The organism is Priestia sp. YIM B13486, from assembly GCF_042787865.1.
Classification (GTDB): Bacteria; Bacillota; Bacilli; order Bacillales; family Bacillaceae_H; genus Priestia; species Priestia megaterium.
In genome coordinates, this window is the sequence record NZ_JBHZOZ010000001.1 from 707,944 (window position 1) to 733,297 (window position 25,354).

The 25,354-nt window shown below is 38.4% G+C and carries 25 protein-coding genes; 4 read left to right on the forward strand and 21 right to left on the reverse strand.

The genetic code is table 11. The annotated features are described in order from the left end of the window. Positions 1-412: 412 nt before the first annotated feature. From accA to dnaE, 5 genes are all read right to left on the reverse strand, one after another. Positions 413-1,390 (reverse strand): acetyl-CoA carboxylase carboxyl transferase subunit alpha, encoded by a 978-nt coding sequence (accA, locus tag ACFX4G_RS03590; RefSeq protein WP_013059450.1) that lies wholly within the window; start codon positions 1,388-1,390, stop codon positions 413-415. After that, complete coding sequence (gene accD / locus ACFX4G_RS03595) at positions 1,384-2,265, reverse strand: acetyl-CoA carboxylase, carboxyltransferase subunit beta (protein ID WP_043976000.1); 882 nt, start codon at positions 2,263-2,265, stop codon at positions 1,384-1,386. Before accD ends, accA begins: the two co-directional genes overlap by 7 nt. A 226-nt stretch (positions 2,266-2,491) precedes the next feature. Beyond that, positions 2,492-3,094, reverse strand: coding sequence for a FadR/GntR family transcriptional regulator (locus ACFX4G_RS03600; RefSeq protein ID WP_377572857.1), 603 nt, complete (start codon positions 3,092-3,094; stop codon positions 2,492-2,494). 79 nt (positions 3,095-3,173) lie between these two features. Further along, entirely contained in the window at positions 3,174-4,403 is a 1,230-nt protein-coding gene (gene ystJ / locus ACFX4G_RS03605) for an NADP-dependent malic enzyme (RefSeq protein ID WP_013059453.1), read from the reverse strand. Between the two features lie 200 nt (positions 4,404-4,603). Further along, on the reverse strand, positions 4,604-7,954 hold the full coding sequence (dnaE, locus tag ACFX4G_RS03610; protein ID WP_377572859.1) for a DNA polymerase III subunit alpha: 3,351 nt from the start codon (positions 7,952-7,954) through the stop codon (positions 4,604-4,606). Between the two features lie 141 nt (positions 7,955-8,095). On the opposite strand from dnaE, the gene ytrH reads away from it, so the two are divergent. Both ytrH and ytrI read left to right on the forward strand, forming a co-directional pair. After that, positions 8,096-8,431: a sporulation membrane protein YtrH gene (gene ytrH / locus ACFX4G_RS03615; protein WP_013059455.1), complete on the forward strand. Its 336-nt coding sequence runs from the start codon at positions 8,096-8,098 to the stop codon at positions 8,429-8,431. Further along, positions 8,428-8,946: a sporulation membrane protein YtrI gene (ytrI, locus tag ACFX4G_RS03620; protein WP_016765717.1), complete on the forward strand. Its 519-nt coding sequence runs from the start codon at positions 8,428-8,430 to the stop codon at positions 8,944-8,946. Before ytrH ends, ytrI begins: the two co-directional genes overlap by 4 nt. 38 nt (positions 8,947-8,984) lie before the next feature. Here the strand turns inward: ytrI and ACFX4G_RS03625 are convergent, their stop codons facing one another. Then, the gene (locus tag ACFX4G_RS03625) at positions 8,985-9,923 is read right to left on the reverse strand and encodes a DHH family phosphoesterase (protein ID WP_097824671.1); all 939 of its coding nucleotides are present in this window, start codon (positions 9,921-9,923) and stop codon (positions 8,985-8,987) included. Positions 9,924-10,174: 251 nt separating this feature from the next. Between ACFX4G_RS03625 and ACFX4G_RS03630 the strand changes: the two genes are divergently transcribed. Then, complete coding sequence (locus ACFX4G_RS03630) at positions 10,175-10,471, forward strand: YtpI family protein (protein WP_013085203.1); 297 nt, start codon at positions 10,175-10,177, stop codon at positions 10,469-10,471. Between the two features lie 26 nt (positions 10,472-10,497). Here ACFX4G_RS03630 and ACFX4G_RS03635 read toward each other — a convergent pair whose 3' ends face one another. From ACFX4G_RS03635 to ACFX4G_RS03665, 7 genes are all read right to left on the reverse strand, one after another. Further along, positions 10,498-11,814, reverse strand: a complete 1,317-nt coding sequence (locus tag ACFX4G_RS03635; RefSeq protein ID WP_377572861.1) for a DRTGG domain-containing protein — start codon at positions 11,812-11,814, stop codon at positions 10,498-10,500. Between the two features lie 81 nt (positions 11,815-11,895). Then, a complete protein-coding gene (locus tag ACFX4G_RS03640; protein ID WP_013085204.1) occupies positions 11,896-12,132 on the reverse strand; it encodes a hypothetical protein in 237 nt (78 codons plus the stop codon). A gap of 232 nt (positions 12,133-12,364) precedes the next feature. Next, a complete protein-coding gene (locus ACFX4G_RS03645) occupies positions 12,365-13,042 on the reverse strand; it encodes a metal-dependent hydrolase (protein ID WP_043976679.1) in 678 nt (225 codons plus the stop codon). Between the two features lie 113 nt (positions 13,043-13,155). After that, positions 13,156-14,277 carry an alanine dehydrogenase gene (gene ald, locus ACFX4G_RS03650; protein ID WP_014458028.1) on the reverse strand — a complete coding sequence of 374 codons (1,122 nt, stop codon included), beginning with the start codon at positions 14,275-14,277 and terminating at the stop codon, positions 13,156-13,158. A 150-nt stretch (positions 14,278-14,427) separates the two neighbouring features. After that, positions 14,428-14,595, reverse strand: a complete 168-nt coding sequence (locus ACFX4G_RS03655; RefSeq protein WP_013059463.1) for a hypothetical protein — start codon at positions 14,593-14,595, stop codon at positions 14,428-14,430. 164 nt (positions 14,596-14,759) lie between these two features. Beyond that, entirely contained in the window at positions 14,760-16,148 is a 1,389-nt protein-coding gene (argH, locus tag ACFX4G_RS03660; RefSeq protein ID WP_013059464.1) for an argininosuccinate lyase, read from the reverse strand. Beyond that, positions 16,145-17,353 (reverse strand): argininosuccinate synthase, encoded by a 1,209-nt coding sequence (locus ACFX4G_RS03665; RefSeq protein WP_013059465.1) that lies wholly within the window; start codon positions 17,351-17,353, stop codon positions 16,145-16,147. The genes argH and ACFX4G_RS03665 overlap by 4 nt, the downstream gene beginning before the upstream one ends. Before the next feature lie 314 nt (positions 17,354-17,667). Here ACFX4G_RS03665 and ACFX4G_RS03670 point away from each other — a divergent pair, with 314 nt between their 5' ends. Continuing rightward, positions 17,668-17,982 (forward strand): hypothetical protein, encoded by a 315-nt coding sequence (locus ACFX4G_RS03670; RefSeq protein WP_029319996.1) that lies wholly within the window; start codon positions 17,668-17,670, stop codon positions 17,980-17,982. A 25-nt stretch (positions 17,983-18,007) separates the two neighbouring features. Here ACFX4G_RS03670 and ACFX4G_RS03675 read toward each other — a convergent pair whose 3' ends face one another. The 8 genes from ACFX4G_RS03675 to sppA all read right to left on the reverse strand — a co-directional run bounded on the left by ACFX4G_RS03675 (position 18,008) and on the right by sppA (position 25,325). Beyond that, a complete protein-coding gene (locus ACFX4G_RS03675; protein WP_013085209.1) occupies positions 18,008-18,850 on the reverse strand; it encodes an EcsC family protein in 843 nt (280 codons plus the stop codon). Between the two features lie 231 nt (positions 18,851-19,081). After that, a complete protein-coding gene (locus ACFX4G_RS03680; protein WP_013059468.1) occupies positions 19,082-20,272 on the reverse strand; it encodes an acetate kinase in 1,191 nt (396 codons plus the stop codon). 196 nt (positions 20,273-20,468) lie between these two features. Next, a complete protein-coding gene (locus ACFX4G_RS03685; protein WP_043975986.1) occupies positions 20,469-21,461 on the reverse strand; it encodes a class I SAM-dependent methyltransferase in 993 nt (330 codons plus the stop codon). 147 nt (positions 21,462-21,608) lie between these two features. Then, on the reverse strand, positions 21,609-22,103 hold the full coding sequence (gene tpx, locus ACFX4G_RS03690; protein ID WP_013059470.1) for a thiol peroxidase: 495 nt from the start codon (positions 22,101-22,103) through the stop codon (positions 21,609-21,611). Positions 22,104-22,279: 176 nt separating this feature from the next. Beyond that, a complete protein-coding gene (ytfJ, locus tag ACFX4G_RS03695) occupies positions 22,280-22,747 on the reverse strand; it encodes a GerW family sporulation protein (RefSeq protein ID WP_162215025.1) in 468 nt (155 codons plus the stop codon). 13 nt (positions 22,748-22,760) lie between these two features. Continuing rightward, a complete protein-coding gene (locus tag ACFX4G_RS03700) occupies positions 22,761-23,459 on the reverse strand; it encodes a DUF2953 domain-containing protein (RefSeq protein WP_377572863.1) in 699 nt (232 codons plus the stop codon). Between the two features lie 341 nt (positions 23,460-23,800). Next, positions 23,801-24,304, reverse strand: coding sequence for an RDD family protein (locus ACFX4G_RS03705; protein WP_097824677.1), 504 nt, complete (start codon positions 24,302-24,304; stop codon positions 23,801-23,803). A gap of 10 nt (positions 24,305-24,314) precedes the next feature. Further along, complete coding sequence (gene sppA, locus ACFX4G_RS03710; protein ID WP_043975976.1) at positions 24,315-25,325, reverse strand: signal peptide peptidase SppA; 1,011 nt, start codon at positions 25,323-25,325, stop codon at positions 24,315-24,317. Positions 25,326-25,354 lie beyond the last annotated feature (29 nt).

Here is a 25,354-nt window from a genome sequence, read left to right on the forward strand (position 1 = left end):
ACTAGCAGGCTGTGAACAAATATTTTGTTGCCCTGACTTGTTCACCTTGCTTTACGTGTAACTTATGAAATACCTATGTAGCGCTGAATCAAATAGCAAACACAAACACATACACAGCACTTTAACGATGAATTTCTTCATCGTTTGCTTCTTGTTTTACTATTCCCTGCAATTCATACAGCAATACTTGCTGCCTGATTTGTCTTATATATCTCACGTTTTAGAGAAAAGACAAACGCTAGCACAGCTGCTAATAACCATAGGAAATTTTTTAAAAACACTCTTTTTCTACTTTTACTTAAAGGTTTTTGCTGTCTATAAAATACCACGAAGAACTTGTAAACACAATAGAGAAGGGCTATACAAACCGCACAAAAACGCGCACCCTTATTTTTCAAGAGTGCACGTTTCTTTATTTTATAGTAATGGCATCGTTTTCAGCTGCAAATTGTCCGATTTTTTTGTATTTTAAATAACGCTCTTCCACTAGCTCTTCTTTTGATAAATTCATCAGCTCTTTTAATGATTTCTTGATAATGCCCTCCATGTATCCAGCTTGTGCATCGATATCTCGGTGAGCTCCGCCTTTTACCTCTGAAACCATTTCATCTACAATGCCCAGTTCTTTCAAATCTGGTGCTGTAATCTTCATCGTTTCAGCAGCTTTTTTCGCAAGAGAAGAATCTTTCCAAAGAATGGCTGCCGCTCCTTCTGGAGAAATAACTGAATACGTCGAGTTCTCAAGCATATGAAGGTGATTTCCTAAACCTAATGCCAAGGCTCCCCCGCTTCCTCCTTCTCCAATTACAATGCAAATAACAGGTACAGTTAAGCCAGCCATTTCGAAAAGGTTTTTCGCAATAGCTTCGCTTTGTCCGCGCTCTTCTGCCGCTTTTCCTGGATAAGCTCCTTTTGTATCAATAAAGCAAATAATTGGGCGGTTAAATTTCTCCGCTTGCTTCATTAGACGCAGTGCTTTACGGTAGCCTTCAGGATGAGGCATACCAAAATTACGGCGAATATTTTCTTTCGTATCTTTACCTCTCTGATGTCCAATCACGGTAACAGGCACGCCATTAAACTTGGCAATTCCTCCTACGATTGCTTCATCATCTCCATAAAAGCGATCTCCATGACACTCTAAAAAGTTTGTAAACAAGCGAGAAATATAATCGAGTGTTGTAGGACGCTCAGGATGACGAGCAATTTGAACACGGTTCCATGGGCTTAGATGATTGTAAATATCGTTTTCTACTTTTTCTAAGCGATTTTCTAACTTATCAATTTCGCTAGATAAATCCACTTCTGTATTTTTAGCAAACTCTTTAAGCTCTGCAATCTTGTTTCGCAACTCAACAATTGGACGTTCAAATTCTAATTCGCTTACCACTCGATGTCACCTCCTGCTACGTGTATATCTAAAATAGTTGTTAACGTTTCTTTTAAATCATGACGGTTAATAACTCCGTCTAGCTGACCATGCTTCAACAGAAATTCCGACGTCTGAAAATCTTCTGGAAGCTCTTCTCTAATTGTTTGTTCAATAATACGTCTTCCAGCAAAGCCAATTAACGCGCCCGGCTCGGCTAAATTATAATCACCTAACGAAGCAAAGCTTGCTGACACGCCTCCTGTAGTAGGATGTGTCATAATCGAAATGATTAAGCCGCCTTCATCACTGAACATTTTAAGAGCTGCGCTAGTTTTAGCCATTTGCATCAAGCTCAGAACACCTTCTTGCATACGTGCACCGCCTGAAGCTGTGAAAATAAGGAATGGAACATGCATTTCCTTCGCTTTTTCAATGGCGCGAGTAATTTTCTCGCCGACTACAGAACCCATGCTTCCCATACGGAAGTGTGAATCCATAACAGCAACTACTACTTTAATGCCCTCAATATCTCCTTCACCCGTAACAATCGCTTCACTTAAATTAGTTTTCTCACGATCTTTTTCGAGCTTTTCAAGATAATCAGGGAACCCAAGAGGATTTTCTGACGTCATATCTTTGTCGTATTCAACAAACGTTCCGCTGTCGATTAAGCTTTCGATACGCTCTGGTGCTGTCATTTGGTGATGATATCCACAGTTTAAGCATACTTTTAAGTTTTTATTTAACTCTTTCGTATACATTATTTTTTTACACTTTTTACACTTGGTCATAATTCCTTCAGGTACATCTTGTCTCATATGCTCAGAAGGAATCGTAGCATATTTTCGTTTTTTTGGAGTTTTTGTGTTTTTTGTAAATAAATCTCGTAACAAGGTGTAACCTCCTTTTGGTTCTTCTCTTTATCATAAGAACCCTTATTCTTCCTCTTCTTCTACTATTTACAAGTTGTGAAATCCGCCTCAAATACAAATCAAGTGACGGATAGACAAAAATTGGACGAATTGTTCGCTTCACTTTATTAGTTGCTATTTACTTTACTAGATGACTGTTTGATTTTGTGTAGAAAGATGGCATGTCTCTTTCGACAAATTCCTTCTTTCACACTTGTTTGTAGCACTGATGGTGAAGATTTAATACAGCTGCTTCATCTTTTTTAGCTAACGCCTCTACTAATTCACTTATCAGAATGTCGCTTGGCGCTGAGTTTTGTTGAAAAGTTTGAGAAAAACGGCAAATAATCAGCCAGATTCGGTGTAATAGCCGATTAGGCTGCAAAGAAAACAAATAGTCAAACAAGTTCTTCAAACAATCGTCATTCTGCTTTTGAATTGCTTTCGAAACATTGATTTCGTCCTGTTCCGCTAAAACAAAATACAAACAGCTCTTTTCAAGAATATATCTAGTCTGAATTAAGTCTGATTTTGTTTTACCGTCTTGTACTAAAAAAGTAGCTAATAAATCAATAAATCGATGATCCCCTACTTCTTTAATAAACGTACCTTCACCTCTTCTAGTTTCAATCAACCCAATTAGCTCTAACGCTCTGAGCGCTTCTCGAACGGAAGAACGTCCTGCGCCTAACCGTTCAGAAAGCTCTCGTTCTGACGGGATTTTATCCCCCGTAGTTAAACGATCGTTTTCCATTAGCTGGCGAATTTGTTTTAGAATTTCTACATATACTTTTGAACGTTCATTCTTCAAGTTTACTACCACTCACTTTACATTACTTTAACAGGCATGCTTGAAGCATCATGCCTGTCAAAGAACAGTTGATGTAACCTTATTCAATAATCGCTAAGCGACGTGTGTTTTCAGCTACGGCTTCTGGCTTTACCTTTATTCGGGCAACGCCTGTTTCCATAGCTGCTTTTGCAACAGCGGCGGCTACTGCCGGAGCCACTCGTGCATCAAATGGACCTGGAATCACATAGTCTGTATTCAAGTCCTCTTCCGTAATCAAATTAGCAATGGCCTCAACTGCAGCCATTTTCATTTTTTCATTAATATGAGTAGCACGTACATCTAGTGCACCTCTGAATATCCCCGGAAACGCTAAGACATTGTTCACTTGATTAGGAAAATCAGAACGTCCGGTGCCGATTACTTTCGCGCCAGCTTTTTTAGCTTCTTCTGGCATAATTTCAGGCACCGGATTTGCCATTGCAAAAATGATTGGGTCTGGATTCATCTTTCCAATCATCTCCGGTGTGAGTGCTCCTTCAACCGAAACTCCAATAAATACGTCAGCTTCTTCTAAGGCATCAGCTAACGTACCTTCTACTTTGCTTCGATTTGTATAGGCTGCAACTTCATCTTTTATACGGTTCATGCCGTGAGGACGCTTGTCATAAATCGTTCCTTTGGAATCACACATAATGATATCGCGCACTCCATAGCTGTATAATAATTTAATAATAGCAATGCCAGCAGCTCCTGCTCCATTCGCTACCACTTTGATTTGTGACATTTTTCTTCCCGTCAGCTTCAGGGCATTAAGAAGGCCCGCTACCGTAACAATAGCCGTCCCATGCTGATCATCATGAAAAACCGGGATATTTGTTTCCTTTTTCAACCGCTCTTCAATTTCAAAACAGTTAGGAGCCGCAATATCTTCTAAATTAACGCCTCCAAAAGTAGGTTCTAGCAATTTAACAGTTTCTATAATTTTGTCCACATCTGTCGTGTTTAAACAAATTGGGAATGCATCTACGCCGGCAAAACTTTTAAAAAGGACAGCTTTCCCTTCCATTACTGGCAGAGCAGCTTCAGGACCTATATTGCCTAAGCCCAATACGGCAGTGCCATCAGATACAACAGCTACCATATTTCCTTTCATCGTATATTCATATACATTGTTTACATCATCATATATTTCTTTGCAAGGTTCTGCTACACCAGGGGAATAAGCAAGGCTTAAATCCTCTGCGTTTCGAACAGGAATTTTGGACTTTGATTCTAGTTTACCTTTGTTAATGCGGTGCATATGCAATGCTTCTTCACGTAAAGACAATGAATTTCACTCCCAATAAACAAAATGATAACAAATACTGCGCCTGAACCATGTTCTTTCCCACACTCATATGATGTTATAAATCCAATTGCATTTCATTTCAAGAAAAACGCATCTAATTCGTATATTTCATAAAAAACGGTGGTCAGACCACTTTTTTAACTATTTTACCATATAACATCACATGAAATCTGTAAAGACTATATCTTCTTGAACACAACGTGGTTCTCTCCTAGCATTGCTTTTAAAGTTTTTATTAACTCGTCGCTTCGTTCAATAGAATAGTGAACGGGAAGCTTGACCAATTGACGTTCTGCCTCATAATAAATTTTCACGGGAATTTTCCCTCTATGAGACTGAAAGTGCTGGTAAATAGTATGAAGCAGCTTTTCTGTACCTTGCTTTGTTTCTATACGTAAGTATAATTCTTCTGACGGTAGTTTTTGAACCGCCTCGCTAGCAGCTTCAGCACGTTGACAAACAATTTGCTGCTGCCCATTTCTTTCATCTATCTTTCCTTGTATCAGTAAAACCGTACCTTGTTCAAACAGCAAACGATTCTGCTCAAATACGCGGGGAAACGCAACAACTTCTCCTTCTCCACTTTCATCCGTGATGCGTAAAAAGGCCATTTGCTCTCCTTTTTTCGTTCGAATGACACGAATTTCCAACACAAATACTAAAAGAGAGACCGCTTTTCCTGAAGCGTATTCTTTCATATCGTGAAGAGAAACAACAGAATAAAAGGAATTCAGTGCTTCATACTGAGAAGCAGGATGGCTTGATAAATAAAAACCTAGCATATCTTTTTCATACTGAAGCCGATCTTCTATTTTCAGTTCCTCTTTTTCCATATATTTAGGTTTTAACGAAAATTCATCTCCAAATCCAAAATCATCATCTGGGAGTACCAAGCTTGCATGTTCAAACGCTACATCAATCGTTGCTAATAAAGTAGCTCGATTTTCTCCGAACTCATCAAAGCCTCCAGATAGAATCAAAGCTTCAAGCCCCTTTTTATTCACGGCTTTTTGTGAAACACGGGCACAAAAATCAAATAAGTCTTCAAATCTTTTTTTCTTTCGCTCTTCTGTTATTTCCTGCATAGCTGCTGCACCAATATGTTTAATCGCTGCAAGGCTATACCTTATACTTTCACCTTCTACGTTAAACGAATACATGCTCTTGTTAATAGAAGGTGGGAGAACTTGTATTTTTTTTCTTTTTAGTTCATTAATATATTGAGCAATTTTCCCTTCATTTCCAATAACGCTCGTTAGTAAAGCTGAAAAGAACTGCAGCGGGTAATGTGCTTTCAAATAAGCTAACTGATAGGCTACCATACTGTAAGCAACAGCATGACTTCGGTTGAAGCCATAATCAGCAAAACGCACAATAAGGTCATACACTCGATTAGCAACGGATAGGTCATACCCTTTCTTCTTGCTTCCTTGGATAAAATGAGCTCGTTCACGATCCAGCACTGCCCGTTCTTTTTTACTAACTGCTCTTCTCAACAAATCTGCTTCTCCAAGAGAAAAACCGGCCATTTTTGAAGCAATCTGCATAATTTGCTCTTGATACACGATAACGCCGTGCGTGGATTGTAAAATGTCTTTAAGCGTAGGATGATCATATATTACCTTCTCCACTCCATGCTTGCGCTTAATATAGGTTGGAATATTTTCCATCGGACCAGGTCTATACAGCGCGTTAACTGCTACAATATCTTCTAGCTCTGTAGGTTTTAATTGCTGAAGCACTCTTCTCATTCCATCTGACTCTAGCTGAAAAATACCGGTCGTATCCCCTTTACTCAGCAGTTCAAAAGTTTTTTGATCGTTAAACGGTATATGAGACAGTGACAGCTTTCGATTCATGTCCCGCTCAATTTTCTTTAAAATATGATCTAAAATGGTTAAGTTGCGCAAACCTAAAAAGTCCATTTTCAAAAGCCCAATGTCTTGCAGAGCTTCCATTGGATATTGAGTCAGATATACATCATCATGTCCTTCTTGTACAGCTACAGATTGCGTCAGCGGCTTCTCACTAATCACAACGCCTGCTGCATGCGTAGAAGTATGCCTTGGAAGTCCTTCTATCTTCATGGCAATGTTGTACCATTGTTTTCTGGCTTCATTTTCAGATAAATAGTCTTGAAGAACTCTTGAATCACGAAGAGCGCTTTTCAACGTTGTACCTGGTTTAGTTGGAATCGCTTTGGACATTTTGTTTAGCGCTTCTTGATCAAATCCCATCACTCTCCCTACATCACGTACGGCTGCTTTAGCTGCTAGTGTTCCAAATGTAATGATTTGAGCTACGTGCAGCGCTCCATATTTTTGCGCCACATACTGAATGACTTGATCTCGTTTGTTATCAGGAAAATCAATATCAATATCAGGCATCGAAATACGTTCAGGGTTTAAAAAGCGCTCAAATAAAAGCTGATGCTGAATTGGATCAACATTTGTAATTCGCAAGGCGTATGAGACCAGTGAGCCTGCCGCTGAACCCCGGCCTGGGCCCGTTAAAACACCGTGTTCATGAGCATAATTCATAAAATCCCATACGATAAGAAAGTAATCACTAAAGCGCATATTTTCAATAACGTTTAGCTCATAATCCAAGCGTTCCTCATATTGTTCCGTGATCACTTGAACTCTTTCTTGCAATCCTTTTTCGCAGAGAGTGCGCAAGTAGGTTGATGATGTAACAGACGAGGGAACAGGATATTTTGGAATGGACATTACGCCTAGAGAAATTTCGAGCTCACATCGTCTTGCGATTTTTATACTTTCTTCTATTAAAAAATGCTGGTCATGAAAGAGATCTTCCATTTCATCAGGTGATTTGAAATAGTACTCGCTGCTCTTACTTTTTACCTCTTCATCGCTATGTAATTTCTCTCCGTCTCGAATAGCTGCTAAACACTCATACGCATCCCGATCTTCTTTTTTTAAATATTTGACTTGATTCGTCGCAACAAGCGGGATATTTTCTTCAGCAGCAAGTTCCGTTAACTGCTGATTTATAAAAGCTTCATCCTGTCCGTGGCGCTGTATCGATATATACAAAGACTGCGAATATACTTTTTTAAAGAATTGAAGCACTCGCTTAGCATCTTGAAGTTTGTTTTCTGCTAACAGGTTTTCAACTTCTCCAGTTAAACCGGGTGTAATAGCAATCAACCCGCTGCTGTAATGATAGAGCCATTTTTTATTTACACCGTGTTTTTCCTTGGTTTGAACTAAACTGCTTAGTTTTAATAGATTTTCATATCCCTTATCATTTTCCGCTAACAAAACTAAAGGGTACGCTCGCTCGCTTTCTTCATGTTCTAGAATTGATAATGTGAGCCCAATAATTGGCTTGATCCCCGCTTTCACGCAGGCTTTATAAAAAGGAATGACTCCGTACATCACGTTTTCATCAGTCAAAGCAATCGCTTCATAGTTCATTTTCTTAGCTGTTTCTACAAGTTCATGAATACGAACGGAACTGCTTAATAAGCTATAAGAACTTTGAAGCTGCAAGTGAACAAAAGGCACAGGACTTCCCACCTTTCTTTAATTCTTTATTCTTATTATAAATTTTGTTGCCGGCGTAGACAAATTACATAACTCTGAGCGTTTGTCCATATATATGTAGGAAGCGTGATTCATTGATAAAATAGTAAAGGAGGACACGTCATGACAAAAGAGCCTTTTATGTCTCTTTTCATTTGGAGTTACTTCACTTCATTAGGTATTATTTTAGGCGGTTCATTAATTGGAGCATTTGCAGGGTTTTTAATTGGCAAATCTCCTTTATACGTCATGCATACCCTCAGCAATAGTTTGAAAATCTGGGCAATTGTCGGAGCAATTGGAGGAACATTTGATACGTTTTACAGCTTTGAGCGAGGACTCTTTGAAGGAGCCACAAAAGATGTATTCAAACAAATCCTTTTAATTCTATCCGCTATGGGAGGAGCTCAGACCGGGGCTCTTATCATCAAGTGGTTAACTCAGGAGCATTTTGTATGAGGGTACCCAGCGAGCGAATGTTCAAGCGCTCCGACTGGCAGCGTTTTTTTGCCGGTATAGTCATTGGAGCAATTGTTAGCTGGGGGGTGTTTTTAACGATTTATGGTGTTTCAAGAGATAGAGAGCTAGAAGAAATTCGAATTGCTAATGATAAGCTAGAAAAAGCAAATTTGCAAATTAGCGCATGGCAAGAAGATGTAAAAGCATTAAACAAGGAAATGAAGCAGCATTTAATTATTCAGAATGTGAAAGTAAAATTAGTAAACGGCAATCGTTATAAAGTAAACTCTGTGGTTGAATACAATATTCAAAAAAGCGTGGACAAAGAAGCACAGCACTTAATTGCCCAAGATATTGAAAGTGCATATCGAAGCAGGGATATCTTAAAAAAAGCAATTGAAAATAAAAAATACGAATTCGATAAAACGATTTATGAAGTTGAAGTTCATCAAATTTATTTTTATACAACACTTTCGATTGAAGTTCGAATTAAAAAGATGGAAAAAGTACTATAAAAAGCCGCTGATTTAAAATCAACGGCTTATTTTACAGATTACTCCTGACTGCAGAGCTCTTCTAAATCAAGCAGTAAAGGCTCTACTTCTTCCCATGAATAAATGGAAGCGCCGGACGCAAGAGGATGGCCTCCTCCGTTGTATTTTCTAGCAATTGTATTAATGACAAGCTCTTTTGAACGAAGGCGAACACGAATTTGATTTTCTTCCTCCACAAAAAATACCCACGTTTTTACTCCATCAATTTGCCCTAACGAACCGACTAGCTGAGAGGCATCGGCTGGTGTCACATCATATTTTCGAAGAATTTCATTCGGGATTTTCATATGAGCAACTCCTGTGGGAGACATCGTAAAGTTTTGCAGCACATATCCGTGTAAGTGAGCGACGTTTTCTTTTGTTTTGTATAACTGATCATATACGTCTTTAAAATTGAAACCATATTGAATCAATTCACTTGCATAGCAAAACGTTTTCGGCTTTGTATTTGGAAATAAAAATCGACCCGTATCTCCGACGATACCGCTGAAGATCAGCTTTGCTCCTTCATCATTCAGAGATAATCCCTTTTCTTTTCCTTCCAAGTAAAATTCATAAATCATTTCGCTTGTTGAAGAAGCAGACGTCTCAACCCAAAGCAAATCACCGTAAGGAGTTTGGTTTGGATGGTGATCAATTTTAATGACCATTTTTCCATTTACGTAGCGCTGATCTGACACTCGGGCTTCATTAGCCGTATCACAAACGATGACAAGCGCATCCTCGTAGGTGTCATCAGCGATGTCATCCATCCGGTATAAAAATTTTAATGACTCCGCTTCTTCTCCCGTTACGTATACCTTCTTCTCCGGAAAAGATGTTTTTAACAATTCCGCTAATCCGCACTGAGATCCGTATGCATCTGGATCTGGACGAATGTGCCGGTGAATAATGATGGTGTCAAACTGCTTAATAGCTTCTAATATTTGTGCTTTCATTTTCTCTCTCCTGTCAATACTGTTCTTATTTTATGTACGTACCACATGCACTTACATTTCCGCAGCGCTGTATCCATATTATTTATTAAATCATATCTCTTCTCTTTTTTGAAAGAAGAATCAATCAATAGTAGAATTTTCTGTCATCTACCTGTAAAATAATAGATACTACTGTAAACACTTTCAACACTACGCATTACTAACATCTAGAAACATTATGGATAGAAATACACCGGACTGGAGGGGCGTCTGTGCCATTTTTTATGATTTTAATCGTTGTGTCCTTTGTTTTCTACATGTATTTAAAAGTAAAATACGTACGTTCGAAACGCCCAATGGAACGAAAGTGGATTTCCGCTAAGTCGAGTATTTGTCTTGGCTCTTTTGTATTATTTTTTGGAATCAATCAATGGTTTATTTACGAAACAAGCCTTTCGCTTATCATCGGCATACTATTTGTATTATTCGGTTCAGGCAGCATATTAGCAGGTATCAAAGCTTACAAGTACTATCAGCCTTATGCAATAAAAGAAGCTGGTCAAATGTAAAAGAAGCTGCAGAGCAGCTTCTTTTTTTATACTCTTTCCAATAACTGAGCCATCATCATCGCTTTCCCTACTACAACCCCGGCATTGTAGACTTCTACATCTAATTTAGCAAACTTCCGACCAAGTTCTAATAGCTTAGGGCGAATTTCAATTACGCTTTCAATTTGAACTGGCTTAATAAAATAAACGGTGATGTTTTCAATAACCAAATCACCTTTTTTATATAAGCGAAGAACACGATTGGCGGCTTCCGTTACAATAGTAGTGAAAACTCCGTATGAAATAGTCCCCATATAATTCGTCATTTGCGGCGTTACTTCACAGCGATACACCGGTGCTTCTTTTGTCTCTTGTACATCCATAAATTGATTGGTTACAATGTCGTCAATAGTTTCTCCTACCTGCGGTTGACGCTGAATCATTTGCAGCGCCTTTAAAACATCTTGACGGCTGATAATGCCCTCTAGCCGGTGGTAATCATCCACTACAGGCAGCACTTCAATCCCTTCCCATACCATCATATGCGCAGAAGAAGCAACCGATGTTTTCCCGTGAACCGTCATCGGATTTTTCGTCATTACTTTTTCAATTGGAGTAGAAAGGTCATATCCAATAACATCTTTTGAGGTGACCATACCGTGAACTTTCATATGCTGATCCACTACAGGAAAACGACTGTGGTGAGTCTTATCGTTACATTCATGCCATTTTTCAATCGTATCGGTTAACTGCAAGCTAACCGCTTCAGAGATAGGTGTTAAAATATCCTCTACAAGCACAATTTCTTTTTTTATCAGCTGATCATAAATAGCACGATTAATCATCGTTGCAACTGTAAACGTATCATAGCTCGTTGAAATAATAGGAAGTTTAAGATCATCCGCAAGCTTCTTAACCCATTCTTCCGTATCAAAGCCGCCCGTAATTAACACGGCTGCTCCTGCTTCAAGAGCTAATTCATGAGCGTTTACTCGATTCCCTACGATAAGAAGGTTTCCGGCCTCGGTATATCTCATCATAGCATCAAGCTTCATCGCTCCAATAACAAACTTGTTTAACGTTTTATGCAAACCTTCACGTCCGCCCAGCACTTGTCCATCCACGATGTTTACTACTTCAGCAAACGTGAGCTTTTCAATGTTTTCTTTCTTCTTTCGTTCAATTCGAATGGTCCCAACTCGTTCAATCGTTGAAACATATCCTTTATTTTCCGCGTCTTTTATTGCTCGGTACGCCGTGCCTTCACTGACATTCAGTTCTTTGGCAATTTGGCGCACTGAAATTTTTTCACCAATTGGAAGCGAATCGATATACTGTAAAATTTGCTCATGTTTTGTCGCCACGTGTACTTCACCCTTCTAAAACGTTTTTACGTTTCATATGTCTTTTCTTTTATTATACGGGGGAAGTGAAATGGATTCAATCTAACCTCTTTGACGCAAAGGCTTTCTCGCACTATTTTTTTGAATACCTGCCTTCTTGCGGCGCGGTGCATAAAGCAGTGATGACAAATTGCCTCCGGCTACAAAAAGAGCAAAGGTAAGCCAGCTTATGCTAAAAACCCCTTGCAAACTCGAAGTTGTTAACACTAAGTGCGGCATTGCATAGTAAAGCATCACTCCGCATAATAAAAGCGATAAAATAACTCGATTTTTTTCCATAGTTCTCCCTCCTTATTATTACTATCGTATGCAGGGAAGTAAAAAAAGCAGAACGTTTCTTTACAAATAAAAAGAGATTAAGACATAACTTCATCGATTCAAGCTAAAGATGAACAAATGTGAAACCTACGTTCACCTTAACAATAAAAAAAGAACGAGTGATCGATAATATCGATTACTCGTTCTTTTTTAACTTTAACTGAAATCGTTTTGTCCCAGCCTTTATTTATGATTAAAGATCCAATCCTTCTCCAACTTTTAATACTTTTCCTTCAATACCAGATAAAGACTCAACAAATTGATGAGGATCTTGCTTAATTACAGGAAATGTATTGTAGTGAATTGGCACAACAAGCTTTGCCTGCACCCATTCCGCTGCGATAGCCGCATCTTCAGGTCCCATTGTAAAGTTATCTCCAATTGGAAGAAATGCTACGTCAGGCTCATGGCGACCAATTAACTTTAAATCAGAAAATAAAGCCGTATCTCCAGCATGATAAATTGTCTTTCCTTCAATCGTTAAAAGCAAACCAGCCGGCATTCCTGTATAAATAATTTTCTCATTATTTTCTGTATAACTTGAACCGTGGAAAGCTTGTGTCAATTTTACCGTACCAAAATCAAATGTATAAGCTCCGCCTATGCTCATTGGATGTACGTTTAAGCCTTGCCAGCTAAGATATGTAGCTAATTCTGCTACTGCCACAACAAGTGCACCGCTGCGCTTAGCAATTTCCACCGTGTCGCCTACATGATCATTATGGCCATGAGTCAGTAAAATCACATCTGCTTTTACATCTTCAGCATTTAAATCTGTTAATTCATTTCCAGTGATAAACGGGTCAATTAAAATTGTTTTTCCTTTTGTTTCAATTTTAACAACAGAATGTCCATGATAAGAAACGCGCATCATATATTCTCTCCTTTTACACTAACCTTTTCTATATTCTACCCGTCTGTTTTGGTTACAAAACAAGTGAATACGCGGCTATCATATCACAAACTGCGCAAAAACATGCCTTATTATGCTTGCTCTAATAAAGTTGTTGCATCAGCGTAAGTTAGACCGTGTGCATCTGCAACAGCCGCGTAAGTGACAAACCCATTTAGGGTGTTGATGCCTTGAAGAAGGGAAGGGTTTTTTAAGCACGCTTTTTTATATCCCTGATTTGCTATTTGCAGAGCATAAGGAACCGTTACGTTGGTCAGCGCTAAGGTCGACGTGCGTGGAACAGCTCCAGGCATATTAGCAACAGCATAATGCAAGACCTCATGCTTCGAATAAGTCGGGTTATCGTGAGTGGTAATGCGATCAGTTGTTTCAAAAATCCCCCCTTGATCAATAGCAATATCAACTACAACGGACCCTTTTGACATCGTTTGAACCATTTCCTCTGTGACAAGCTTTGGCGCTTTAGCTCCCGGTATGAGAACCGCTCCTATCACTAAATCTGACTCTTTTACAGATTGTGCGATATTGTAGTGATTTGACATTAATGTCGTCACTTCTTTACCAAATAAATCATCAAGCTGGCGAAGGCGATCAGCGTTTAAATCAATTATTGTAACATCAGCCCCTAATCCGACCGCAATTTTAGCAGCGTTGGTTCCCGCTACTCCTCCTCCAATAATTGTTACTTTTCCTCTTTGCACGCCTGGAACTCCACTTAATAAAATCCCTTTGCCACCTTTGGTTTTCTCCAAAAATTGAGCTCCAATCTGAGAAGACATTCTTCCTGCAACTTCGCTCATCGGAGTTAACAGAGGCAAGCTTTTGTTTGGAAGCTGTACAGTTTCATAAGCGATGCCTACCACCTTTTTATCAATCAATGCTTTCGTTAATGCTTCTTCAGCTGCCAAATGTAAATAGGTAAACAAAATAAGTCCTTCACGAAAATATCCGTATTCTTCTGAAATCGGTTCTTTTACTTTCATAACCATTTCAGCATCCCATGCTTCTTTTGCAGTATTTACGATAGAAGCTCCTGCATTTGTGTAATCTTCATCATGGAATCCAGAGCCTTCTCCTGCCTGTGTTTCAATATATACATCATGCCCACCGTTAACTAAAGCTGTAACACCAGCTGGAGTAATAGCCACGCGATTTTCATTGTTTTTTACTTCTTTCGGCACTCCAATTTTCACCTTTATCCCTCTTTTCTTATATCAGTGATTAACTGAAAAAAGAACGCCACACCAAATCCTTTAGAAAACCGGATTTACTATGACGTTACCTTTCGATAGAGCTCAGCATAATCCTGCTTTTCTTAGTCTATATACAGTATATGCATCTAGTTATTCATATAGTTCGTTATCACTCTGTGCTTCTGGATTTTCCACTACAGAAGCCATAGCATCGCCAATGACGCCGCTTGAATAAGAATCCATTAGCTGTCTTGATGTCTCTTTTTCTCCTTCAAAATCATATTCATATACATGCTGCGGATGTTTTTTGTCTTTCATATGTCACTTCTCCTTTTTCACTTTATTTTCTTTACGAATGTAAACTTTACTTCATAATCCCTTACATGATCTTTTCTATTTTCTTCTTAAATGCTCTAGTTATACCATTTATCTCACATCAAAAAACGCCCGCAGATTTTTCTGCGGACGTTTTGATAACTTTTTTATATCGATGTTTTTTCATGCAATTCATCTTTAGCTAGCTGAATTGCTTTTTTTACTTGTTCAAATCCTGTTCCTCCCGCGCTATTGCGGCGATTAACAGCTGTTTTTGGACTTAATACATGATAGATGTCTTCCTCGAATAAATCTGACGCTTCCTTATATTGTTCAAGCGGCAAATCCATTAGGTAGATATTTTTCTGAATACAAACGAGAACCAGTTTCCCAACCACTTCATGTGCTTCACGAAACGGCATACCTTTTGAAGCAAGATAGTCAGCTAACTCCGTTGCATTTGAAAAATCTTGTTTCGTAGCTTTTTCCATAACATTTGTTTTTACTGTCATTGTTTCAATCATGCCAGCAAAAATGGTCAAACATCCTTCAATCGTTGTAACCGTATCGAACATGCCTTCTTTATCTTCTTGCAAGTCTTTGTTGTATGTTAAAGGGGTACCTTTTAACACAGTCAATAGGCTAAATAAATGACCATATACTCGTCCTGTTTTACCACGAATTAACTCCGCCATATCAGGATTTTTCTTTTGAGGCATAATACTGCTGCCCGTTGCGTACGTATCATCCATTTCAATAAATTGAAATTCTTGACTAGACCATAAAATTAACTCTTCACAAAAACGAGATAAATGCATCATTAAAATAGAACTGTTGCTTAAAAACTCTAAAATAAAGTCACGATCGCTGACAGCATCCATACTGTTTTGATAAATCCCATTAAAGCCTAGAAGCTCAGCACTATAGTGACGATCAATTGGGAATGTTGTACCAGCTAAAGCTCCTGCTCCTAAAGGAGATAAATCAATACGCTTCAGCGATTCCGCATAACGTTCAGCATCGCGCTTGAACATTGAAACATAAGCCATTAAATGATGAGCAAAAGAAACCGGCTGCGCGCGCTGCAAATGTGTGTAGCCTGGAAAAATGGTTTCAACATGCTGATCTGCTTTTGTAAGCAATACATCTTCTAGATTTTCAATCAGACCTACAATTTGCTGAACATGCTTTTTTAAATATAAGTGCATATCTGTAGCAACTTGATCATTACGGCTTCGACCCGTATGAAGCTTCCCTCCAACGGGACCAATTTCATCAATTAATAACTTTTCTAAATTCAAATGAATATCTTCATATTGAGCAGAAAATGTTAATTCTTTCTTCTTAGCTTTTTCAAGCAGTGTTTGAAGGCCTTTTTTAATTTGTGACGCTTCATCTCCAGAAAGAATACTGCATTTCTCAAGCATTGTTACATGTGCTAAACTGCCTTCAATATCTTCTTCTACAAGATGCTGATCAAATGAAATCGACGCACCGAACTCGTCAATCCATTGTTCAGGGCGTTTCGTAAAACGCCCTCCCCAAAGTTTGGTCATACCGTTGTCACCTTCTTTTGATTTACCATGCTGCTCACTTGTGTTGGAAGTCCCCATAATGAGATGAAACCAACTGCTGCATTGTGATCAAATTCATCTTCTTTTGTATATGTTGCAAGTTTTTCATTGTATAAAGAATTAGGAGATTTACGTCCCTCTACGATAGCATGCCCTTTAAATAGTTTTACTCTCACTGTTCCGTTCACATATTGCTGCGTATCTTTCAAGAATGCAAGCAGTGAATTTGTTAATGGAGAGAACCATAAACCTTCATAGATAACTTCTGTTAATTTTTTCTCAATCACTGGTTTGAAGTGCGCTACTTCTTTCACTAATGTTAAATCTTCAAGCTCTTTGTGTGCTTTAATTAATGTCATAGCAGCTGGACACTCATATACTTCACGTGATTTAATTCCCACAAGACGGTTTTCTACATGATCAATACGTCCGACTCCGTGCTTACCTGCAATTTCATTCAATTCTAGAATTAACTGAGCTAGCGTGTAAGATTGACCGTTTAATGATACTGGAACACCTTCAACGAATTCAATTTCTACTACATCCGCTGTGTCCGGAGTGTTTTCAAGAGAAGCCGTTAGGTCATATGCTTCTTCAGGTGGAGCTGCCCAAGGATCTTCAAGAACGCCACACTCGTTACTTCTTCCCCACAAGTTTTGGTCAATTGAAAATGGGCTGTCTAAGTTAATTGGAATTGGAATATTCTTTTCTTTTGCATACTCGATTTCTTCTTCACGAGACCATTTCCAGTCACGAACAGGAGCTAAAACTTCTAAGTGTGGATTTAATGCTTTAATTGATACTTCGAAACGCACTTGGTCATTTCCTTTTCCCGTACATCCATGTGCGACAGCTACTGCATTTTCTTGTTCTGCTACTTCTACAAGCTTTTTAGCGATTAGCGGTCTAGATAGTGCAGATACTAATGGATATTTTCCTTCATATAATGTGTGTGCTTGAAGTGCTGCTAACGCAAATGTATTGGCATATTCTTCTTTTGCATCAATCACATATGATGATACTGCTCCAACTGTTAAGGCTTTTTCTTTAACGAATTTCAAATCTTTTCCTTCGCCTACATCTAAACAGCAAGCTACCACATCGTACCCTTTTTCCTGTAACCATTTAATTGCAACTGATGTATCTAAACCTCCGGAATATGCTAAAACAACTTTTGGATTACTCATTATCTATTCCTCCTACAAATTATATATATATTAATACAACCGCTTTAATTTTTATTCATTTAATCTACTATTACTTTAACAACTTTTTAATCTATTTTCAATAGTTATTCAAAAAAAAGTATATAAATTCACATTTATTTTAATTTAATAGGGTGAAATCTCTTAAAATACTGTAAAAATAGATATGAATGAATATTCCTTCCTTATATACTTTGTATATTTATATGCATAAATCAAGTATACATGATTTATTTTTCACTTACAGTAGCTCTGGCTTTTGTCATTGTATAAAATGGAAGGGAAGAGGTGAAAAAATGGAGCGCTTTTTTACTTATGACAACAGACTCGGTATAAAAATTCCTGCTCTCGAAAGAGAATGGACATTCTATTCTGAAAAAGTTCAGCAAGATATCCTCCTAACATGGGAATCCATTCGGGGGCAGATTCCAGACAAAATTCAATCTTTAGAAAAGAGTATTAATCAAAAACAAGCGGCGTTAGAAGATGAGACTAATTTTATCCGCTCCTGTGAATTGAATAGCGAGATAGGAGAACTTGCTTCTATTATTAATGATTTGTGGATTTGGTATCGAACAAATGAGGAAATATCAAAAAAAGTTCACGGATAGACAAAAAAACGAGTCTCATGAAAAATTAATGAGACTCGTTTTTCTTATCCAGCAAATAGCGGTATTGGTAAAAGCGCTTCGCATAATCTGTCACTTGTTTGGCCATTCGATAATTCATCCCTCCGCCAACCATCATGCTTACAATCGGCAAACGATTATAAACTTTTCGCTTCGCAGCGAATATAGCTAGCGTTTTCCCAATTTGCACAACGATTTTTTGCAGCCACGTTTTATCTACAATTTGATCAACACCTTCATAAAAATACGGGTCAAATTCTTGGCTTAACTCACCCTTTAATTGATGCCACCCCTCAGCCTGAAGGTGTCTAGGTAAGGTTGCTGCATGGAACACTTTTAGCGTTAGCATAAGCTCTGAAGGAGTCTGGATATGATAACCGTAGCTCATTGCTGCCTGTTGCACCGCTTGAATATTCATGCATAAAACAGCAGGTATATCAATACCGACTAGCAGCGATTGTCCGGTTCCTGAAAGTGCTCCTTGACTCAGCGCATACAACCGAAGCTTGGCCATTTGCTGTTCGCATATATAAGAAAGCTGATCTACTTGAAGGGAATTCATTTCTGACAGATCTGTGATATCCTCTTTGAATACACGAGCGGTTTCAATAATTCGTTTTGTCGCTTGAGTTTGCATTTCCGTACCTTGAATTAATGCAGTTAACTGAAAGAGTCCCTCATCAATTTTATGTAAATAGGTCTCACGAACAGAAGCTGGAATTAAGTTAAGCCCTTTTTCTAACCACTCTTCGTACAATAACTCCATCTCAGTTGCTTCTACACTCTGTAAGCTCTCTTCCCATTTATAGATTTCTTCTAAAAGCTGTTCTTCGCGATTCGTTAGTATCATCATGTCACCCTTTCAAGAAATAAGTAGTTTTATTTTTATTATAACAAATAATGCATCCGTTACATTTTGCTTCCTATATTATTTCTTTCTTCTATACGTTGTAAACCTTCTTTCAAACGTCAGCTACTTACGCTATATAAAAAAGCTGATTTCCAAACAAGGAAATCAGCTTTTCGTTAGTTTGCCTGACAATTTATGAGAATTCATGCATTGAAGAGGCACTTTATGAACTTAAATATTCGCTAAACGAGTAACGTCACGTGCAATCATAACTTCTTCATCTGTAGGAATAACCATAACTTTAACTGGAGAATGAGGGTAGCTAATAAATGCTTCTTCTCCTTGTACACTATTTAAAGCTGGATCCCAATAAACGCCCATGAACTCTAAACCGCGCAGAACGCGAGCACGTACAACATCACTGTTTTCTCCAATACCTGCTGTGAAGATGATTGCATCTACACCAGACATACGAGCAGCATAAGAACCGATATATTTATGAATACGGCTAGCAAATACTTCAAGTGCTGTTTCAGCGCGTTCATTGCCTTCAGCGCTTGCTTTGATTAGATCGCGTAGGTCACTAGAAATACCAGATACACCTAAAAGACCACTTTCTTTATTTAATACATTTAATACTTCGTCAGCAGTTTTTCCTGTTTTCTCCATAATAAATGGAATTAATGCAGGGTCAATGTTACCTGAACGAGTTCCCATTGCTACACCAGCTAATGGTGTGAAGCCCATTGATGTATCAATTGACTTGCCGCCTTCAATTGCAGCGATACTTGCACCGTTACCTAAGTGACAAGAAATTAAGCGCAATTGTTCGATCGGACGGCCAAGAAGCTCAGCTGCACGCTCAGAAACATATTTATGAGATGTGCCGTGGAAACCGTATTTACGAACGCCATACTTTTCATAGTACTCGTACGGTAAGCTGTACAAGAATGATTTTTCTGGCATTGTTTGATGGAATGCTGTATCGAAAACTGCTACAGCTGGAACATTTGGAAGAATATCTTGGAACGCTTTAATTCCCACAATGTTTGCTGGGTTGTGAAGCGGTGCTAAATCAGATAAAGCTTCAATTTCCGCTAGTGTTTCATCTGTGATTAAAACAGAATCAGCAAATTTCTCTCCGCCGTGTACTACACGGTGACCTACACCAGTGATTTCATCGTATGATTGAATGATGTTTTGAGAAAGTAACTTTTCAACTAAAATTTTAACTGCAACAGCATGGTCAGGGATTTCTGTAATATCCGTTTGTTTTTCACCATTTACCGAGATCGTGAAAACAGCGTTATCTAAACCAATTCGTTCTACTAAACCTTTTGTTAATACCGTCTCACTTGGCATTTCAAATAATTGAAACTTAAGTGAAGAACTGCCGGCGTTGATTGCCATGATTTTTGACATAAAAAAACAGCTCCTTCTTTATTATACGTGCATCATAAACATAACGAACAGAACATAAAAGTGTAATCTCTACAATATTCTATGCATTTCGACACGATTTCTATCCTTATTCATTTAATCATTCACGACAATAGATTTCAAGAGCTATACATCATGAAAACGCTACCGAAAAATATTCATTATTTTCGAAAAAGACTTACTTTTTATTCACTCGGAACCATTGGTCCATTTGAGCCATAATATCACTCATTGCTTCCCGATTGCTGAACTTCGGCAAATTCACAAGCAGCGCGTTTTCAGGTGCTGTTACTCCTTCTCCCTGCTTTTGAAGAACCATAATACTTTTAGCAGCCTGCTCTTGTTTGAACATTGAAAGTGGCAGCTGAATAATCCCTTGCACGATTGCTTCCTCTTTTAAGAGCGGCTGTAATAAATGAGACTGTTCAGATTCAAACAAGTTATTTGGAATAAGAGCCACTACGTATCCTCCGTCTTTTACATGACGCAAGCTTTGTTCAATAAATAAGTGATGAGCATAAGTGTGACCTTCTTCAGCTCTTACCTTATACTCTTTTGCCCCTTCGTCGTTTGGATAATAACCAACCGGCAGGTCACAGACAACTAAATCCACAGGATCAATAAAAAGCGGCTGTAAGCTGTCTTGATTGAATAATTGAACGCCGTGCTTCTGTAAATTTGCATTTACATATGTTAATTGAAGTAATAAATCATCCACGTCTACACCGTATACGTGTTCAATTGACGCAGCGTGTGTGTTTAAAATGGTTGTTAATAAATTCCCTGCTCCTACTGCGGGATCTAAAAGCGTATATTTATCTTTTCCTGCCATGAACTTTCCAACTAGATAGCTGACAAATAGTCCTACAGCATCAGGCGTCATTTGGTGGTTAGGCTGAACTGCTTCTTTCATGCCTTTTAAAATAGCCAGCTGATACGCTTTTCGAATCGTTTCTTTTTCAAAATGATCAAGCGTGATTGAATCGTATTCTTTTTTTAAACGTTTTTTAGTTACCTCATCTAGCTCTTTTTGTAAAATAGTTCCTTGAAACAAATTTTCTCCCGTTTCAGCTACTGCTTCTAAATATACGCAGTTTAGTTCTTTTCTTAAAATAATAGCTGTTTGATCAATTACACCAAATAGCTTTTCCATACTAGCTAACTGACTCATATTCTGCCTCCTGTGTAATGAAATAATATCTATATAAATGAGTAAACGTCCTATTTGGAACATCATATTTTATCATAAAAACTTCTTAAAACACAAAGAAGGCGAAAAACATTGTTTTCCGCCTTCTGCCGAACGCCACTGACAATCTTACTTAGCTGTTTTAGCTGCTTCGATTGCTGCTTCGTAGTTCGGATGCTCAGTTACTTCTGGTAAGTACTCAACATACGTTACGTTGTCATTTGAGTCTACCACAAAGATTGAACGAGCTAATAAGCGTAATTCTTGAATAGCTACACCATATGCTTCTCCGAAAGATAAGTCGCGGTGGTCAGATAAAGTTTGAACATTATCAATACCATTAGCACCACACCAGCGCTTTTGAGCAAACGGTAAATCTACGCTTACTGTTAATACTTTTACGTTATCTAATTTAGCTGCTTCTTCGTTGAAGCGGCGAGTTTGCGCATCACAAACTCCAGTATCAATAGAAGGAACTACACTGATTAGGCGAACAGAACCCTTTGTACTGTCAAGCGTTACTTCTGATAAATCATTTGCTAAAACAGTAAAGTTTGGAGCCTTGTCTCCAACCTTCACTTGATTTCCTAATAATGTTACATCGTTACCTTTAAATTTAGTCACGAATAATTCCTCCTTTAAATAAGTATGTACACTGTTCATATTAGCTTGTCTGTCTCTATATTGCAATTAAATGACATACAAAACATGGCACTCCAAGCTAGAAAACAAACCAAACAAAATAAGCTTTGCTTGCTTCTTTTACTATTCAAAGAAGCAAGCAAAGCTTTATTTTATACTTACAAATTAAAATCGTTTGCACTATCATGATGCTGATTTTGTTGATTATGATGATCCTGCTGATGATTGTTTCGTTTAAACATTTGTTGCAAGCGTTCAATTGCTTGAGGTGCTGTATCTAAAATCTTTTCATATAAATGTGTACTTTCGTTAAGGTGAAGCATTTTAATTCCGCTTCCACTCACAATTAAAAAGGCAATTGGCGTAATTGATACACCGCCACCGCTACCTCCGCCAAATGGATGACCTGATTCTTGCTGATGCTGTCCCGGAGAAGATGGTGCATGCCCTTCTACTCCAAATTCACTTCCGCCCGCTGCAAAACCAAACCCTACTTTTGAGACAGTTAAAATAACACTGCCATCAGGTGTTTCTACAGGATCACCAATGATTGTATTAACATCAATCATTTCCTTTAAATTTTCCATAGCTGTCGACATTAAACTTTTAATTGGATGTTCTGCCATTAAGATAACCTCCTTATGTTTTCACAGAGTGTGTCTTGTTCTTATTTGACGACTTCCATCTTTTGCGACGCTTTTTGGACGTATGCCGCCAGTATCTCAAGGTCCGTAAACCTACTAGAATAGCTTGACCAACTCGAAAAGAAATTATGCACTCAAATACCGTTTCTGACCAATGATGTTGAAATACAGGAGTAACGCTCATAACAGGCATATCTTTTAATTTCATATAACGGCTGATTATACCAACTATGCTCCCCTTTGCAGACCATACAGCCCCGGTAAGTACGCCTGTTAACGCAGCGTCACCTAAGCCGAAACGGCTGTGCCATCTAATATCACTTACCGTTACTTTCTGTAAGAAACGACGGAAAATTTTATGGAAACCGACTACCTGTTCAAGAAATTGCTTCGCATTTTCTAACATGCTTAGCCCGTCTTCTACAGAATAATCACTCCATGAATTCTCATCTTCTTTTCCTTGATCACCCATTCCTTTCTTCTTTTCAACAAGCAAACGCGGTGAATCTTTTCTTACTTTCACTACCGGAATTTCATATGTATAGCGAATAAGACCAAACCAAGCCCTGAGTCTCACTCTGTAATAATCGTTATCTCGGACATGGTGAAGATCTACAAACAGCGTAATTTTTGTCCATACAATAAGTACAATAACAATTAAAAGTGCTAGCAATATCCATAAAAGCCATAGCACATCCTTCACTCCTTCTTAGCTTCACATTATCTCCAAAACACAGAATATTAAACCTTATGGAAACAATAAAAAGAGGTTGAGATATAACGAAATGAACCCAATCTCAAGATGAACAAATGGGATACATGAGCTGAACCGCTTGTGACACCGCAGTTGATTGGAGGACAAGGCGAAGACTCCCGCGGAAAGCGAAGTCTTGCACGGAAATCAACTGCTAGAAGAATCTAAACAAATGAAACCTGCGTTTACCATAACAAAAAAAACGAACCACTAATCAAAAGTCTTGATCAGTGGTTCGTTTTTCACTTCGTCTAAAATCCTTTTATTCCAGCCCGTTTTTATTATCTGCTGATTGTACCTTCGTGTATGACGGTTGTATCTGCGTAGTAATCGTGTGCTCCTTGCTTCTTAGGTAAAAACGCAACTAATAAATAGCCTAGTAAAAAAACCGTTTTAGAAATATAGCGTCCAACTCCTTCACGAAACAGCACAACAGGCCAAGTTAACGTGGAGTCTTTCAGCGATACTACTTTAAGCCCAAACACCATTTTTCCAAGCGTTTGTCCAAAATACTTGGTCATTAAAACAAAATAACCATAGAAGATAATAACCGTTACAATCGTATAAGGAGAAAAAAATCCATCTTCTCGAGAAATACCTGCTAAATGGAAAATGGGCTTGATCAGCAGAGAGTTCAAGCTAGCTACCACAGCTAGATCTAAAAGATATGCCCAAAAGCGCATCCAAAAGCCTGCATAATGGAATTCACTACCTATTGGCGTACTTACCGCTGGCTCATGTTTTATATTGTCGTTTGATTCGGTTGAATGAGACTGATTTTCCATGTTCCCACCTCTATTCTGCATATAAATACATCAGACGCGGAGAGCTTGGCTGCGCAAATGTTTTTAACATTGCAGTGACTTGTTCATCTCCACCTATTACTTTTTGCATGCTCATTGAAAGCCAAGAAGGCAGTCCGAATCCTTGATCGTATTGAATTACTTGTGCCCCTTTTAACTTATAATCTTTTTCCATTCCTGTTACCGCATCTTCAAAATAGCCTAGTTGATCGACCAGCTTCAGCTCTTTAGCCTGACGTCCATCGTACACTCGTCCATCTGCGATAGAACGCACTTTTTCTTTAGACAAGTGACGTCCCTCAGAGATAACATTGACGAAACCATCGTACGAGTTGTCTACAAGTGTTTGCATAATTTCTTTTTCTTCTCCGGTCATTTCTCTTGTTGGAGACATAATATCTTTATGAGCCCCGCTTTTAATCACGACAGATTCTACTCCTAGTCTATCAGCCAGCTTGCCGTAGTTAACGCTTTGCATAATTACACCTAGTGAACCTGTTAAAGTGTCCGGGATTGCATAGATTTTGTTAGCCGCTGTTGAAATGTAATAGCCTCCTGAAGCAGCCATTGATCCCATTGAAATATACACTGGCTTTTTCGTTTCTTTCTTCAGCTCTTCAATTTTTTTATGTATTTCAGCACTTTCAACGACGCCGCCGCCCGGTGAATTCACCTTAATAATGACTCCTTTAACTGCCTTATCATTTTTTGCAGCCTCTAGCTGCTTTAAAAATGCTTGGTGGTTATAACCATTTTGGGACATAAGCGGAGAGGAACCGCTTCCTGTATCTTGAATCGTTCCATTGACCTCTAGCACTGCAATTTTCTTAGCTGCATTCCCTTTTTCGATAACTGTTTCTGATAGTTCACTGTCGTCTCCTCCAAATATGCCTGCCAGACCGTCATCTTTTTCTTCTTTGACTGAAAAACCAATATTAACAATCGCAGAAAAAATGAATAAGCAGGCTGCAATTAAAAGAGCAATCCACCTTTTTTTGTTCATGAAAATCCTCCTTTTTAGGTGTCAGAATT

Excerpts from the sequence above, each read along its gene's own strand:
- ACFX4G_RS03665 (WP_013059465.1), bottom strand. The coding sequence starts at position 17,353 with ATGAGTAATCCAAAAGTTGTTTTAGCATATTCCGGAGGTTTAGATACA.
- ACFX4G_RS03640 (WP_013085204.1), bottom strand. The coding sequence starts at position 12,132 with ATGGAAAAAAATCGAGTTATTTTATCGCTTTTATTATGCGGAGTGATG.
- ACFX4G_RS03705 (WP_097824677.1), bottom strand. The coding sequence starts at position 24,304 with ATGGAAAATCAGTCTCATTCAACCGAATCAAACGACAATATAAAACAT.
- ACFX4G_RS03685 (WP_043975986.1), bottom strand. The coding sequence starts at position 21,461 with ATGAGTCAGTTAGCTAGTATGGAAAAGCTATTTGGTGTAATTGATCAA.
- ytfJ (WP_162215025.1), bottom strand. The coding sequence starts at position 22,747 with ATGGCAGAACATCCAATTAAAAGTTTAATGTCGACAGCTATGGAAAAT.
- ytrH (WP_013059455.1), top strand. The coding sequence starts at position 8,096 with ATGACAAAAGAGCCTTTTATGTCTCTTTTCATTTGGAGTTACTTCACT.
- ACFX4G_RS03680 (WP_013059468.1), bottom strand. The coding sequence starts at position 20,272 with ATGTCAAAAATCATGGCAATCAACGCCGGCAGTTCTTCACTTAAGTTT.
- ACFX4G_RS03655 (WP_013059463.1), bottom strand. The coding sequence starts at position 14,595 with ATGAAAGACAAAAAACATCCGCAGCATGTATATGAATATGATTTTGAA.
- argH (WP_013059464.1), bottom strand. The coding sequence starts at position 16,148 with ATGACCAAACTTTGGGGAGGGCGTTTTACGAAACGCCCTGAACAATGG.
- ytrI (WP_016765717.1), top strand. The coding sequence starts at position 8,428 with ATGAGGGTACCCAGCGAGCGAATGTTCAAGCGCTCCGACTGGCAGCGT.
- ACFX4G_RS03670 (WP_029319996.1), top strand. The coding sequence starts at position 17,668 with ATGGAGCGCTTTTTTACTTATGACAACAGACTCGGTATAAAAATTCCT.
- sppA (WP_043975976.1), bottom strand. The coding sequence starts at position 25,325 with ATGAACAAAAAAAGGTGGATTGCTCTTTTAATTGCAGCCTGCTTATTC.
- ACFX4G_RS03675 (WP_013085209.1), bottom strand. The coding sequence starts at position 18,850 with ATGATACTAACGAATCGCGAAGAACAGCTTTTAGAAGAAATCTATAAA.
- ACFX4G_RS03645 (WP_043976679.1), bottom strand. The coding sequence starts at position 13,042 with ATGCGCGTTTCTTATCATGGACATTCTGTTGTTAAAATTGAAACAAAA.
- ACFX4G_RS03625 (WP_097824671.1), bottom strand. The coding sequence starts at position 9,923 with ATGAAAGCACAAATATTAGAAGCTATTAAGCAGTTTGACACCATCATT.